The sequence below is a fragment of the Tistlia sp. genome (assembly GCF_040905785.1).
Lineage (GTDB): Bacteria > Pseudomonadota > Alphaproteobacteria > Kiloniellales > DSM-21159 > Tistlia.
In genome coordinates this window covers 1-13,526 of record NZ_JBBDQW010000039.1, presented here as the reverse complement: position 1 = coordinate 13,526, position 13,526 = coordinate 1, and the positions used below count along the sequence as shown (strand labels likewise).

The 13,526-nt window shown below is 73.5% G+C and carries 14 protein-coding genes, 1 other RNA gene and 1 pseudogene; 10 read left to right on the top strand and 6 right to left on the bottom strand.

Annotation, left to right across the window (positions count from 1 at the left end):
* Window positions 1-257: 257 nt before the first annotated feature.
* Entirely contained in the window at window positions 258-1,115 is an 858-nt protein-coding gene (locus WD341_RS09965) for a prephenate dehydratase (RefSeq protein ID WP_368425297.1), read from the top strand.
* A gap of 24 nt (window positions 1,116-1,139) precedes the next feature.
* On the opposite strand, the gene nudC is transcribed toward WD341_RS09965, so the two are convergent.
* The gene (nudC, locus tag WD341_RS09960; RefSeq protein WP_368425296.1) at window positions 1,140-2,084 is read right to left on the bottom strand and encodes an NAD(+) diphosphatase; all 945 of its coding nucleotides are present in this window, start codon (window positions 2,082-2,084) and stop codon (window positions 1,140-1,142) included.
* Window positions 2,085-2,196: 112 nt separating this feature from the next.
* On the opposite strand from nudC, the gene WD341_RS09955 reads away from it, so the two are divergent.
* The 4 genes from WD341_RS09955 to WD341_RS09940 all read left to right on the top strand — a co-directional run bounded on the left by WD341_RS09955 (window position 2,197) and on the right by WD341_RS09940 (window position 5,462).
* The gene (locus tag WD341_RS09955) at window positions 2,197-2,871 is read left to right on the top strand and encodes a DUF6134 family protein (protein WP_368425295.1); all 675 of its coding nucleotides are present in this window, start codon (window positions 2,197-2,199) and stop codon (window positions 2,869-2,871) included.
* A gap of 86 nt (window positions 2,872-2,957) precedes the next feature.
* Window positions 2,958-3,051, top strand: an RNA gene (gene ffs, locus WD341_RS09950) — signal recognition particle sRNA small type.
* A 49-nt stretch (window positions 3,052-3,100) separates the two neighbouring features.
* The gene (locus WD341_RS09945; RefSeq protein WP_368425294.1) at window positions 3,101-5,104 is read left to right on the top strand and encodes a DNA polymerase III subunit gamma/tau; all 2,004 of its coding nucleotides are present in this window, start codon (window positions 3,101-3,103) and stop codon (window positions 5,102-5,104) included.
* 34 nt (window positions 5,105-5,138) lie between these two features.
* The gene (locus tag WD341_RS09940; RefSeq protein WP_368425293.1) at window positions 5,139-5,462 is read left to right on the top strand and encodes a YbaB/EbfC family nucleoid-associated protein; all 324 of its coding nucleotides are present in this window, start codon (window positions 5,139-5,141) and stop codon (window positions 5,460-5,462) included.
* A gap of 23 nt (window positions 5,463-5,485) precedes the next feature.
* Here WD341_RS09940 and WD341_RS09935 read toward each other — a convergent pair whose 3' ends face one another.
* Entirely contained in the window at window positions 5,486-5,908 is a 423-nt protein-coding gene (locus tag WD341_RS09935; RefSeq protein WP_368425292.1) for an NUDIX domain-containing protein, read from the bottom strand.
* 77 nt (window positions 5,909-5,985) lie between these two features.
* Here WD341_RS09935 and recR point away from each other — a divergent pair, with 77 nt between their 5' ends.
* Window positions 5,986-6,582, top strand: a complete 597-nt coding sequence (gene recR, locus WD341_RS09930) for a recombination mediator RecR (RefSeq protein WP_368425291.1) — start codon at window positions 5,986-5,988, stop codon at window positions 6,580-6,582.
* A 134-nt stretch (window positions 6,583-6,716) separates the two neighbouring features.
* Window positions 6,717-8,129: a DUF4139 domain-containing protein gene (locus WD341_RS09925; RefSeq protein WP_368425290.1), complete on the top strand. Its 1,413-nt coding sequence runs from the start codon at window positions 6,717-6,719 to the stop codon at window positions 8,127-8,129.
* 13 nt (window positions 8,130-8,142) lie between these two features.
* On the opposite strand, the gene WD341_RS09920 is transcribed toward WD341_RS09925, so the two are convergent.
* Window positions 8,143-9,255 (bottom strand): DNA recombination protein RmuC, encoded by a 1,113-nt coding sequence (locus tag WD341_RS09920; protein ID WP_368425289.1) that lies wholly within the window; start codon window positions 9,253-9,255, stop codon window positions 8,143-8,145.
* Window positions 9,256-9,398: 143 nt separating this feature from the next.
* On the opposite strand from WD341_RS09920, the gene def reads away from it, so the two are divergent.
* The 3 genes from def (at window position 9,399) to truA (ending at window position 11,724) form a co-directional block, all read left to right on the top strand.
* Entirely contained in the window at window positions 9,399-9,944 is a 546-nt protein-coding gene (def, locus tag WD341_RS09915) for a peptide deformylase (RefSeq protein WP_368425288.1), read from the top strand.
* 122 nt (window positions 9,945-10,066) lie between these two features.
* Window positions 10,067-10,990 carry a methionyl-tRNA formyltransferase gene (fmt, locus tag WD341_RS09910; RefSeq protein WP_368425316.1) on the top strand — a complete coding sequence of 308 codons (924 nt, stop codon included), beginning with the start codon at window positions 10,067-10,069 and terminating at the stop codon, window positions 10,988-10,990.
* The gene (truA, locus tag WD341_RS09905) at window positions 10,987-11,724 is read left to right on the top strand and encodes a tRNA pseudouridine(38-40) synthase TruA (protein ID WP_368425287.1); all 738 of its coding nucleotides are present in this window, start codon (window positions 10,987-10,989) and stop codon (window positions 11,722-11,724) included. Before fmt ends, truA begins: the two co-directional genes overlap by 4 nt.
* A 9-nt stretch (window positions 11,725-11,733) precedes the next feature.
* On the opposite strand, the gene argC is transcribed toward truA, so the two are convergent.
* From argC to WD341_RS09890, 3 genes and pseudogenes are all read right to left on the bottom strand, one after another.
* On the bottom strand, window positions 11,734-12,687 hold the full coding sequence (gene argC / locus WD341_RS09900) for an N-acetyl-gamma-glutamyl-phosphate reductase (protein WP_368425286.1): 954 nt from the start codon (window positions 12,685-12,687) through the stop codon (window positions 11,734-11,736).
* 103 nt (window positions 12,688-12,790) lie between these two features.
* Window positions 12,791-13,378 (bottom strand): hypothetical protein, encoded by a 588-nt coding sequence (locus tag WD341_RS09895; protein WP_368425285.1) that lies wholly within the window; start codon window positions 13,376-13,378, stop codon window positions 12,791-12,793.
* Window positions 13,375-13,526, bottom strand: a pseudogene (locus WD341_RS09890) (succinyl-diaminopimelate desuccinylase); the annotation flags it as partial. The pseudogene WD341_RS09890 and the gene WD341_RS09895, both read right to left, overlap by 4 nt.

Below are 13,526 nucleotides of genomic sequence, written 5' to 3'. Positions count from 1 at the left end.
CTCTTCTCAAACGACAGCGCGATCCGCGACGCGGCGGACAATAGCCGCGCCCCCGGCGGGGTTCAATACGATCCCCGCGCCCAGGGGGCAAGGCCGCGTGCCGCCGGCGGCAGCACATTGCCGCAGCGGCGCCCCTCTGGCGATCCGGCCCCCTCGATTGACTTGGCCGCGGGCGGACCCCGATACTCCGCGCCCTATTCCGCGCCCCATTCCGCGCCCCCGGCGCTGCCGCAGGCTCCAGAGGCCCCGTCCCAGCCATGACCGTCACGACCATCGCCTTCCAGGGCGCCCCCGGCGCCTATTCCGACATGGCCTGCCGCGCCGCCTATCCCGAGTGGGCGACGCTGCCCTGCGCGGACTTCGACAGCGCCTTCGCCGCGGTCCGCGAGGAGCGGGCGGAGCGGGCGATGATCCCGATCGAGAACTCGACCGCCGGCCGCGTCGCGGCGATCCACCACCTGCTGCCGGGCTCGGGCCTGCACATCGTCGGCGAGCACTTCCAGAAGGTCGAGCACCAGCTGCTGGCACCGCCCGGCGCCACCCTGGAGACGATCCGCACCGTCCACAGCCACGTCGAGGCGCTCGGCCAGGTCCGCGACTTCCTGCGCAGCCACGGCCTGCGCCCCAAGGTCCACGCCGACACCGCGGGCGCGGCCGCCGAGGTCGCCGAGCGCGGCGATCCGGCCGACGCGGCGGTCGCCTCGGCGCTGGCCGGGCGGCTCTACGGGCTGCAGACCCTGGTGCCCGACATCCACGACCAGCAGCACAACACGACGCGCTTCGTGATCATGGCGCGCGAGCCGATCGACCATCCGCGCGACGCCGGGCCGACGGTGACCTCCTTCGTGTTCCGGGTCCGCTCGGTGCCGGCGGCGCTCTACAAGGCGCTCGGCGGCTTCGCGACCAACGGCGTCAACATCACCAAGCTGGAGAGCTACATCGTCGACGGCTCGTTCCGGGTCGCCCAGTTCTATGCCGACATCGAGGGCCATCCGGAGGAGCGCCTGGTCCGCCTGGCGCTCGAGGAGCTCGCTTTCTTCAGCCGCGAGGTGCGCATTCTCGGCGTCTACCCGGCCTCGCCCTTCCGCAAGAGCCACGCCCCCGGGGTCGACTGACCCCGGCGCCGGGCGGCCGGGCTCTCAGGCGCGACCCTCCAGCCAGTCGACTATCAGGCGCCGGGCGATGGAGTCCGGGCGCGGCAGGCGGAAGGCTTCGTTCTCGGGAGAGGCGAGCAGGAAGTCGCGCTCGAACCAGCGGGCGTCCTCCAGCTCCTCGGGGTGGACCCGGAGCTGGCTGTCCCGGGTGCGGGCGTGGAAGCCGAGCATCATCGAGGAAGGGAAGGGCCAGGGCTGCGAGGAGTGGTAGACGACCTCCTCGACGGCCAGGCCGACCTCCTCCTCGACCTCGCGGGCGACCGCCTCCTCCAGGCTCTCGCCCGGCTCGACGAAGCCGGCCAGGGTCGAGTGCATGCCCGGCAGCCAGACCTTCTGGCGGCCGAGCACGCAGCGGTCGGCGCCGTCGTGGACCAGCATGATCACCGCCGGATCGGTGCGCGGGAAGTGGGCGGCGCCGCAGTCAGGATTGCTGCACTGCCGCTGGAAGCCGCCCTGGCGGCTCTCGGTGCGCGCGCCGCAGACGCCGCAGAAGCTGTGGCGGTCGTGCCACCAGACCATGCCGCGGGCATAGGCCAGGATCGCGCCCTCCTGGCGCGGCAGCAGCGGCCCGAAGGCGCGCAGGTCGGCGAAGCTGCCGCGCCCGGCCAGGGCCGGCTCGTGGTCGGGGCTGTCCAGGCTCGAGAGATCGAGGGCGAAGTAGGCCCGGTCCTCGGCGTCGAGGCCGAGGAAGATGCGCTCGCCGCCGCGCGCGATCAGCGCCGCCGCCTCGGCGGCCTCGAGCAGCACCGCGCGGGGCGCCGCGCCGGGCTCTGCCCCGGCCGGCGGGTCGAACAGCGAGCGCGTGCGCCACAGCGGCACGAAGCGCGTCGAGGCGGCGGCGAGGCGGGCGGCCAGCCAGTCGGTGTCGCCGCGCAGCCGGTCGGCGCGGTCGAGGCCGTTGTCGCTGTAGAAGTTCGGGGGTCTCTGCATGGCGGCGGCAAGGTGCCACGGCCCGGGCGTCGCGCCAACCGGGCTTGCAGAGGCCGACGCCGCGGCCTTGCCGGAGTCTTGCCGGGGCGCCCCGGATGGAGGAGGCTCGGCCATGGTTCCGCCGCTCAGCCGCCGCCGCTTCCTGGCCGCCGTGGCCGCCCTGCCGGTGCTGGCTGCGGCCCCGGCGGCGGCGGCGCTCTTTCCCGGCGCGGGCTTCTGGACCTTCGTGGCCCTGGACGCCGGAGGCACGCCCTGCGGCGCCCTCAGCTATCGCTTCGCGCGCCGGCCCGGCCTCTTCACGGTCTCGGTCGAGAGCTTCTACCGGCTGCCCGCGCCGGGCGGCCGCCAGGTCGTCCGGCACAGCGCCGAGGAGCGCTGGCGCGACGGCTGGCTCTACGGCCTCGACAGCCGCACCCGGATCGGCGAGCGGCGCCACCGGCTGCGCAGCGCGCGCGACGAGCTGGCCCTGCGCGGCACCCGCGACGGCCTGGCCTTCTCGGTCTCCGGCTATGTCGTGCCCTCCTCGCTGTGGCACCCCGAGACGCCGCGCCTGGAGGCCCTGCTCGACAGCGTGACCGGGCGGAGCCGGGTGATCCGCGGCCGCCGCGGCCCGCGGCAGTCGGTCGCGCTCTGGCCGGCGGGCGCCGGCCGTGTCGAGGCGACCCGCTGGCGGGTCGGCGGCGAGCTGCGCCGCGAGCTTTGGTACGACGCCGGGGGGCGGCTGGTGCGCGCGCGCTTCCCCGCGCCCGACGGTAGCCCGGTCGTGCTGCAGCGACAGGCCGGGTGAGCGGGGCGGGGCAGTCTTGCAGAGTTCCGTTCCGGCGCTTCCGCTCTTGCCAGGGCGGCGCCGGGTCCTGATATAGTGACCTCGGAAGGTCGGCAGCGGACGGACCGCTCGCCAACCCGGTCAGGTCCGGAAGGAAGCAGCCGTAACGAGTTTCCGGTCCGGGTCGCCCGCCGGCCTTCCACCCAGACCCGGCGGCGCCGCCGCCGCTCCTCCGGACAGCGAGCAGGCGATGACCGACGAGGCCGCTGAGACCGGCGCCGCCCCCGACGGTGCAGGCGCCTCCGACGGTCCAGCAGCGAGCCACGGCCCGGCCCCGGAGGCCGCGGCCGTTGCCGCCACGCCCTACCGTGTGCTCGCCCGCAAGTACCGGCCGCAGTCCTTCGCCGACCTGATCGGCCAGGAAGCCCTGGTCCGCACCCTGACCAACGCCATCGAGAGCCGGCGGCTGCCGCACGCCATCGTGCTGACCGGCGTGCGCGGCGTCGGCAAGACCACGACCGCCCGGATCATCGCCAAGGCGATCAACTACGCCGGCCCCGACGGTACCGCGGGGGCCACGGTCGGCGACACGTCCGACTGTCCGATCTGCCGGGCGATCGCCGAGGACCGCCACCCCGACGTCATCGAGATGGACGCCGCCAGCCGCACCGGCGTCGACGACATCCGCGAGCTGATCGAGGGCGTGCGCTACCGGCCGACCTCGGCGCGCTACAAGGTCTACATCGTCGACGAAGTGCACATGCTCTCGCGCAACGCCTTCAACGCGCTGCTCAAGACCCTGGAGGAGCCGCCCGAGCACGTCGTCTTCATCTTCGCGACCACGGAGATCCGCAAGGTCCCGGTGACGGTGCTCTCGCGCTGCATGCGCTTCGACCTGCGCCGCGTCGAGCAGCCGGTGCTGGCCGCCCATTTCGCGCGGATCTGCGCCCAGGAGGGGGTCGGCGCCGAGGAGGAGGCGCTGGCGATGATCGCGCGCGCCGCCGACGGCTCGGTGCGCGACGGCCTGTCGCTGCTGGACCAGGCGATCGCGCTGTCCGACGCGGACCAGGGGGCGGACTCGGACAAGAGCTCGGGCGGCGGCATCGAGGCGGCGACGGTCAAGGTCATGCTCGGCCTCGCCGACCGCACGCGCATCTACGATCTCTTCGAGGCGGTGCTGGCCGGCCGCACGCCCGAGGCCCTGGACCTGCTGGGCGACCTCTACAACGGCGGCGCCGACCCCTTGGTCGTGCTGCAGGATCTGCTGGCCCTGACCCACGGCCTGAGCCGCGCCAAGCTGCTGCCCGAGCAGGCCGACGAGGGGCTGCCCGAGGCCGAGCGGCGGCGCGGCCGCGCCCTCGCCGAAGGCCTCTCGGTGCCGGTCCTGACCCGGACCTGGCAGCTGCTGCTCAAGGGCCTGGAGGAGGTCCAGCGCGCGCCGGCGCCGCTCGCCGCCGCCGAGATGGTGCTGATCCGCCTGGCCTTCGCCAGCGGCCTGCCCGACCCGGGCGAGCTGGTGCGCCGCCTGAAGGAGGGCGCGCCGGCCGCCGCTGGTGGCCCCGCCCAGCCGGCCGCGGCTGCCCCGGGCGGCACGAGGGCGACAAGCGCGAGCGCCGCACCCGTGCCCCCGGCGCACCCGCGCCCCGAGGCCGGCGGCGGTAGCAGCGGGGGTGGCGGTAGCAGCGGGGGCGGCGCCCGCAGCGCCCCGGCGCCCCGGAGCGAGGCCGCACCCGAGAGCGAGGCCCCGCCCAGCAGCGAAGCACCGGCCGTCGCCGGCCCGCAGGACTTCCCGGCGGTCGTCGAGCTGGTCGCCGCGCAGCGCGAGATCGGCCTTTCCAACCACCTGCGCCGCGACGTCCGCCTGGTCTCCTTCCAGCCCGGGCGCATCGAGCTCAATCCGCGCGAGGAGGCGCCGCGCGACCTCGCCGGCCGCCTCGGGCGCCTGCTCGGCGACGCGACCGGCCAGCGCTGGGTGGTCAGCGTCTCCGACCTGCCGGGCCGGCCGACCCTGGCCGACCAGGAGGCCGACAGCCAGGCGCGCAAGCTCGCCGAGGCGCGCAGCCACCCGCTGGTGCGCGCCGCCCTCGAGACCTTTCCCGGCGCCGAGATCACGGCTATCAGGGAGGCTGAGGAATCCACGGCCCTCGATCCGCCGGAGAGCGAGTTGGACGAGAGCGAGCTCGACGACAGCGAGCCGGGCGAGAGCGAGCCGGACGAGGCGCCGGGCGACCGGTCCGAGGCCGACCCGGCGTGAGCGCCGCTACACGAGACCTGAGGAAGGGTGTGCCATGAAGAACCTGGGCCAGCTCATGAAGCAGGCGCAGCAGATGCAGTCGAAGATGGCGGAGCTGCAGGAGCGGCTGGCCGGGCACGAGCTCGAGGGTCAGGCCGGTGGCGGCATGGTCCGGGTCACGGTCAACGGCAAGAACGAGGTCAAGGCGGTCAAGATCGACCCGGCCCTGGCCGATCCGAACGACGTCGAGGTGCTGGAGGACCTGATCCTCGCCGCCTTCAACGACGCGCGGGTCAAGGTCGAGCGCTTCAGCCAGGAGGCCATGCAGGAGCTGACCGGCGGCCTCGACCTGCCGCCCGGCTTCAAGATGCCGTTCTAACCCCGAAGTTGCGCGCGCCGCCGCTACTCGACGGACTCGAGCCAGAGCCGTTCCGCGTCTGCAACGACCTTCGCGTGGTCGAAGGCCAGGGTGACGCTGCGCCAGTCGCGCACCACCTCGACCGCGGCCGCGTCGTCCCCGGCGCGCGGCGTAGAGCGCCCGAGCCGGACCGTGTAGACGATCGAGACGCAGTGGCCGCGGGGATCGCGCTTGGGGTCCGAGTAGACGCCGACCAGGCGCAGCGCCGAGGGATCGACCGCAATCCCGGTCTCCTCGGCGAGCTCGCGCGCGCAGGCGGCCTCGGCGGTCTCGCCGATCTCCATGAAGCCGCCGGGCAGGGCGTAGCCGCCCTGGAAGGGCGGATGGCCACGGCGGATCAGCAGCAGGCCCTCGGGCAGGAAGACGACGCAGTCGCTGGCCAGCTTGGGGGTTTCGATGTCCTGCACCGGGGCGCTCCTCCGCACTGCTTGTGGACCACAGGGGGTTCTGGACGACAGGGGGAGCGGCAGGCTAACAGAACGCCATGGCCGCCGGCGACATCGACCGTCTGATCCAGCTGCTCGCCCGCCTGCCGGGGCTCGGGCCGCGCTCGGCGCGCCGCGCCGCCCTCTACCTGCTGCAGCGCCGGGAATCGCTGCTCCAGCCGCTGGCCGCAGCGCTGAGCCGCGCCGCCGACTCCATCGTCGCCTGCTCGACCTGCGGCAACCTCGACGCCCACGATCCCTGCACGGTCTGCCGCGACCCCGGGCGCGACCTCTCGACGATCTGCGTGGTCGAGGAGGTCGGCGACCTCTGGGCCCTGGAACGCAGCGGCGCCTTCAAGGGCCGCTACCACGTGCTCGGCGGCACGCTCTCGGCGCTCGACGGGCGCGGCCCCGAGCAGCTCAATCTCGGCCGCCTGCTCGAGCGCGCCGCCGAGGAGCGCTGCGAGGAGATCATCCTGGCGCTCGGCGCCACGGTCGAGGGCCAGACCACGGCGCACTATCTGGTCGAGCGCCTGGCCGGCCTGCCGGTCGAGGTCACCGGGCTCGGCCGCGGCGTGCCGGTCGGCGGCAGCCTGGACTTCCTCGACGACGGCACCCTGGCGGCCGCGCTGAAATCGCGACGGCCCGCCGGCTGAGCCGCGTTCAAGCACTGGGCCGGCGAACCCGCGGGACCGATAAAGCGCCGCATTCGAGCGGCAAGCCTCGCGCCGCCTCGCGCCCGCGCCCATATCGCAGGCAGCAGACCGCACACCAAGGAGTACCCGGGCCCATGAATCGCGCGACACCGCTGCTCGCCGCCGCCCTCGCCCTGCCGTTCGCCCTCGACGCGCCGCCGGCAAGCGCCCAGCAGGCCACGACGATCGCCCTGGAGGCGCGCCGCGACCTGGCGCTGACCGTCTACCAGAACGGCCTCGGCCTGGTCGAGGAGCGGCGCTGGGTGCCGCTGGTACCCGGCGCCAACCGCCTCGACCTGCTCGGCGTGTCCGAGCGAATCGTGGCGCCCAGCCTTGTGGTTTCCGGCGAGGGCCTGACCCTCGGCGAACAGGCTTGGCGCCCGGCCGACCTGACGCCGCAGCGCCTGCTGGAGTCGGCGGTCGGCGGCCGGGTCAGGCTGGTCCGCGAGCACCCCGAGACCGGCGAGACGGTGAGCGAGCCGGCGGTGCTGCTGTCGCTGGCCGGCGGCCCGGTGCTGCGGGTCGGCGACCGCATCGAAATAGACCCGCCGGGCCGCATCGTGCTCGACCGCCTGCCGGACGACCTGAGCGCCGAGCCGCGCCTCGGCCTCTCGCTCGAGGCCGGCGAGGGCGGCGCGCGCGAGCTCGGCCTCGCCTACCTGGTCGAAGGCCTGGGCTGGCAGGCCGACTACGTCGCGACGCTCGACGAGAGCGGCGAGCGGCTCGAGCTGACCGGCCTGCTGACCGTCAGCAACGGCACCGACGTCGTCTTCGAGGACGCCGCCCTCAGCGTCGTCGCCGGGGAGGTCAGCCGCGACTACGGGCGGCCCCAGCCCTATCAGGCGGCGGCGCCCAAGATGATGCGCGCCGAGATGGCCGCCGACAGCGTGGCCGCGCCCCAGGCGGTCGGCGAACTCTATCTCTACGACACCGGACGCAGCGTCGACCTGGCGCGCGGCGAGAGCCGGCAGCTCGTGCTGTTCCAAGATCTCGCCATCGCGGCGAAGCGCCGCCTGCGCTTCGACGGCCTGGTGACGGCCGGCGGCGGGCCGGAGCAGGTCGGCCCGGAGCAGGCGGCGGTCCTGCTGGAGTTCGACAATCCGGAGGGCCGGGAGGCCCGGCCGCTGCCGGCCGGCACGCTGCGGCTCTACGACCTGAGCGGCGAGCGGCGCCTCTTCGCCGGCGAGGCCGCGATCGGGCACACGCCGGCCGGCGGCACGCTGGAGCTGACCGTCGGGCGGGCCTTCGACGTCACCGGCAGCGCGACGGTCACCGACCTGGAGCGCCTGTCCGACCGGGTCTACGAGATCGCCCAGGAAATCACCCTGGAGAACGCCAAGGACACGGCCGTCGAGATCGAGGTCGCGGGGCATTTGCCGCGCGGCTGGTCGCTGCTCGAGGAGAGTCGGGAACACGAGCTGGAAAGCGCCAACCGGATCCTCTGGCGCGTCCCCGTGCCGGCTGGGGGCGAAACGACCTTGACCTACCGGATGCGGATCGCCCAGTAGCAGCGCCGGCGGGCTACTCGGCAGCGTTGCTCTGCGGTATCAGGGGCGGTTGCAGCTCTCGGGCCGGCTCGCCGGCCTCGACCTGGACCTCCTCGATGCGCTCGCCGCGCTTGGTCACCTTCTCGGTCGAGATGCGGATCTGGCGCAGGTCCTCGGTCGACTGGTCGAAGTGCTTCTGCAGCTTGCCGACCCGGTCGTCGAGTCGCCGTACGTCCTCGAGCAGCCGCTGCACCTCGGCCTGGATCAGGCCGGCCTGCTCGCGCATGCGTACGTCCTTGAGCACGGCGCGCACGGTGTTGAGCGTGGCCATCAGGGTCGTCGGCGAGACGATCCAGACGCGCGCCCGGTAGGAAGCCTCGACGAGGTCCGAGAAGTTGGCGTGGAGCTCGGCGTAGACGGCCTCGCTGGGCAGGAAGAGCAGCGCCGACTCGGCGGTCTCGCCGGGCACGATGTACTTCTCCTGCACCGCCCGGATGTGCGCCTGCACGTCCCGGCGGAAGCCTCGCACGGCCTGGATCCGCCCAGCCTCGTCCGGTGCCTCCCGCAGCGCCCGGTAGGCTTCCAGCGGGAACTTCGAGTCGATGGCGATCGGGCCGGGCGGGTTCGGCAGCAGCAGCTGGCAGTCCGGCCGCACCCCGGTCGAGAGCGTGCCCTGGAAAGTGTAGGCCGAGGGCGGCAGGATCGAGGTCACCAGGTCGTGGAGCTGGACCTCGCCGAAGGCGCCGCGCGCCTGCTTGTTCGACAGGATGTCCTGGAGCCCGACGACCTGGGTCGAGAGCTCGGTGATGTTCTGCTGCGCCTTGTCGATCACCGCCAGGCGCTCCCGCAACTCGCCGAGCGTGGTGCCCTGGGCCGTCGCGCTCTCCTGCAGGCGGTCGCCGACCTTCTTGGCGAAGTCGCCGAAGCGGTTCTCCAGGGCCTCGGCCAGGACGCGTTCCTGGGCGCGCAGGGAGTCGGCGGTCTGGGCCTGGGTCGCGGCCTGGCTCTCGGCGAGCTGACGCAGCCGCGCCTCGAGCTCGGCGCTCTGGCCGCTCTGGGCGCCGGCGCCGCGGCGCAGCACCAGCAGGGCGACCAGCGCGCCCAGCAGCAGCCCGAGGCCACCGATCAGCAGGACATCTAGTTCCATCGTCGGCAAGGCTCCTCCTCAGCGGGCCACACTAGCAAAGGATGCCCGAGTCGCCGCGCCTTGACGCTTCGGCCGCGCAGCCATACTTAGCTCTTTCGGTCTTCCGTGGCCGATCCCCGACACAAGCCAGACCCTGCCCGCCGATGTCCAAGCTGCCGATCATCACCGCACCCGATCCCCGCCTGAAGAAGCGGGCCGCCCCCGTCGGGACGGTCGACGCCGAGGTGCGCCAGCTGATGGACGACATGCTGGAGACCATGTACGCGGCCCCCGGGATCGGGCTGGCCGCCAACCAGGTCGGCGTGCTGCAGCGGGTCATCGTCCTCGACCTCAGTCGCGACGACGAGCCGCCCCGGCCGCTGCGCATGGCGGACCCCGAGTTGGTCTGGGTCGCCGAGGAAGACGCCGGCTACGAGGAAGGCTGCCTGTCGCTGCCCGAGCACTACGCCGAGGTCGTGCGGCCGGCGGCGATCCTCGTCCGCTACCTCGACGAGACCGGCGCCCAGCGGGAACTGGAAGCCGACGGCCTGCTGGCGACCTGCATCCAGCACGAGATCGACCATCTGGACGGCGTGCTCTTCGTCGACCACATCTCGGCGCTGAAGCGCAACATGATCCTGCGCAAGCTGCTCAAGTCGAAGAAGGCGGCCGAGCTGCCGGCCTACTCCGAGACCTCCTTCGCCGCCTGAGCGGTTCGGCCCCGCCCGGACGGCTGCGCGGCCGGCGACATCCTGCTACACCGAGGGCCATGAGCCCGGCCCGACCGCACCCCAGAAAGCCCCTGCCCAAAAGGCCCCTGCCCAGAAAGCCCCTGCGCCTCGCCTTCCTGGGCTCGCCCGCCTTCGCCCAGGCGACGCTCGAGGCGCTGCTCGCGGCCGGACACGAGATCGCCTGCGTCTACGCGCAGCCGCCGCGCCCGGCCGGCCGCGGCCAGAAGCCGCGCCCGGCGCCGGTCCAGGCGTTTGCCGAACGGCGGGGCCTGCCGGTGCGCACCCCCACGAGCCTGCGCGACCCCGCCGAGCAGGCGGCCTTCGCCGCCCTCGCGCTGGACGCGGCGGTCGTCGTCGCCTACGGCCAGATCTTGCCGCGCGCGATCCTGGCGGCGCCGCGCCTGGGCTGCCTCAACGTCCACGCCTCGCTGCTGCCGCGCTGGCGCGGCGCGGCACCGATCCAGCGCGCGATCCTGGCCGGCGACACCGAGAGCGGCGTCACCATCATGCTGATGGACGAGGGCCTGGACACCGGCCCGATGCTGCTGCGCCAAGCGGTGCCGCTGGCGCCCGGCGAGACCGCCCAGACCTTGCACGACAAGCTCGCTGCCCTCGGCGCCGAAGCGATCCTGCCGGCCCTCCAGGGGCTGGCCGACGGCAGCCTGCCGGCGCTGCCGCAGCCGGAGCAGGGCGCGACCTATGCGGCCAAGCTGAGCCGCGCGGAGGCCCGCCTCGACTGGTCCCGTCCGGCGGTCGAGCTCGAGCGCCAGGTCCGCGCCTTCACGCCCTGGCCGGGCGCCCTCCTCGAGCACGAGGGGCAGCGCCTCAAGGTGCTGGCCGCCGAGCTGGCCGGGCTCGACGAGGTCCTGGGCGACCCGGGCCTGGTGCTAGACGACCGCCTGACCGTGGCCTGTGGCCGCGGCGCACTGCGGCCGAAGCTGCTGCAGCGGCCGGGCAAGGCGCCCCTGGAGACCGACGCCCTGCTGCGCGGCTACGCGATCCCCTCGGGAACCCGGCTGCCGTGACCCGCTACAAGCTGACCATCGAGTACGACGGCGCCGGCTTCGTCGGCTGGCAGCGCCAGACCAGCGGCCCCTCGGTGCAGCAGGCGCTGGAGGAGGCGGTCGAGGCCTTCTGCGGCCGCCGTGTCGTCCTCTATGGAGCCGGGCGCACCGATACCGGCGTCCATGCCCTGGGGCAGGTCGCCCACCTCGACCTGCCCGAGGCGATCCCGCCGGACCGGCTGCGCGACGCCATCAACTTCCACACCAAGCCCTGGCCGGCCGCGGTGCTCCGGGCCGAGCCGGTCGAGGCGGATTTCCACGCCCGCTTCTCGGCACTGGAGCGGCGCTACCTCTACCGCATCGCGAACCGAAGGCCGCCGCTGGTGCTCGACCGGGGCCGCGCCTGGCGCGTGCCGAAGCCGCTCGACGCGGCGGCCATGCAGGCGGGTGCCGACCGCCTCGTCGGCCACCACGACTTCGCCGCCTTCCGCTCCAGCGAGTGCCAGGCGGAGAACGCCGTGCGCACGCTCGACCTGCTGCGGGTGACGCGGCTCGGCGAGACGGTCGAGCTGGAGGTCGCGGCGCGCTCCTTCCTGCACAACCAGGTGCGCATCATCGCCGGCACCCTGAAGCAGGTCGGCGAGGGCCGCTGGACGCCGGACGACGTCAGCCGCATCCTGGCTTCGCGCGACCGGCGCCTGGCGGGCCAGACGGCGCCGCCGCACGGCCTGACCCTGACTGCGGTGCGCTACTGAGGTCCGTGGCTAGGCGGCCAGCCCGAGCTCGGCCTCGAGGCCGAGCATCAGGTTGAGGTTCTGCACGGCGGCCCCCGAGGCGCCCTTGCCGAGGTTGTCGAGCTGGGCGACCAGCAGGGCCTGGGCCTGCTCGCGGTTGGTGAAGACGTGGAGCTTCATGTCGTTGGTGCCATTCAGCGCCTCGGGATCCAGGCGCGTCAGCTTGGCCGCCTCGGCGGGCGGCGTCACCGAGACGAAGCGCTGGCCGGCGTAGTACTCCTCCAGGGCGGCCTGCAGGTCGGCGGGCGCCGGCGAGCCGGGCAGCGCCCAGAGTGGCAGCGCGACCTGGACCAGCATGCCCTGGGCGAAGCGTCCGACGCTGGGCGCGAAGATCGGCGGCCGGGCGAGGCGGCAGTGCGCCTGCAGCTCCGGCACGTGCTTGTGCTGCAGCTCCAGCCCGTAGAGGAAGTGGTTGAGCGCGAGCGGCTCGGCGCCCTCGGCGCCCTCGAAGGACTCGATCAGCTTGCGCCCGCCGCCGCTGTAGCCGGAGACCGCGTGGACCGTGACCGGGAAGTCGTCCGGCAGGAGGCCCTGCTCGACCAGCGGGCGGATCAGCGCGATGGCGCCGGTCGGATAGCAGCCGGGATTGGAGACGCGCTTGGAGCCGGCGATCAGGCCGGCCTGCTCGCCGGTCATCTCGGCGAAGCCGTAGGTCCAGCCCGGCGCGGTCCGGTGCGCAGTCGAGGCGTCGATCACGCAGGTGCGCTCGTTGTCGATCAGCGACACCGCCTCGCGCGCGGCCTCGTCGGGCAGGCAAAGCACGACCAGATCGGCCTCGTTGAGCAGGGCCTTGCGGGCCGCGGGGTCCTTGCGCCGGGCGGCGGGCACCGACAGCAGTTCGAGGTCGCGGCGATCCTGCAGGCGCGCGCGGATCTGCAGCCCCGTGGTCCCGGCCTCGCCGTCGATGAACACCTTCTTGGACATCCCGCGCCTCCTGTTCCGGCCCTTCCCGGTAGGCAACGCCGGGCCGCCGAAAAGCTCTCCTCGGAACCCGCGCCGGCGAAGGTCGGCCGCCGCCGCGGATCGCTTAAATGAGCGTAGCCGTCGTGGCGAACAAGAGAAAATAGTCGATGAGGACGCCGAGCAGGACGATCGCGAAGGCGCCGAAGGCGCGCAGGTCGAGCGCGTGGGCGACCAGGCGCGTCAGGCAGACCAGCACGTAGATCTGGACGCCGAAGCGCAGCGGGCCCGAGAGCGCGCCGAACAGCTGGAGCTCGGCAAGCAGGACGGCGACGGTGCCGATCGCCGCGAGCGGCACGTTCAGCCAGTTCAGCGAGGCGACCAGCGGCACGAAGCGCCGCTGCTTGCCGATCGCGCCGAGCAGGTGGAACAGCACCAGCGGGAAGGCGGTCCAGGAGATGACGTAGGCCAGGCCCTCGATCAGCAGCAGCTCCAGCTCCCCGGCGGCCAGCGGCTGGCCGGTCGCGGCGACCGCGCGGAGATGCAGGGCGACCATCACGACGTAGAAGGGCAGCACCGGCAGCGCCGCCCAGAAGGACTTCCAGAAGGTCTCCGGCGTGTCGTCGAAGCTGCGCCAGGCGACGGGGTCGAAGCGCAGCAGCCGTCCGGCGACCCAGAGGGCCGCCACGGCTTCGCTGAGCGTCGGGCGGATCACGCGAAGTAGTCCTCGAGGGCCTTGGCGTAGATCTCGGTCAGGGTCTCGATGTCGGCCACCGCGACCCGCTCGTCGACCTGGTGCATGGTCCGCCCGACCAGGCCGAACTCGGCGACCGGGCAGTGGTCCTTGATGAAGCGGGCGTCGG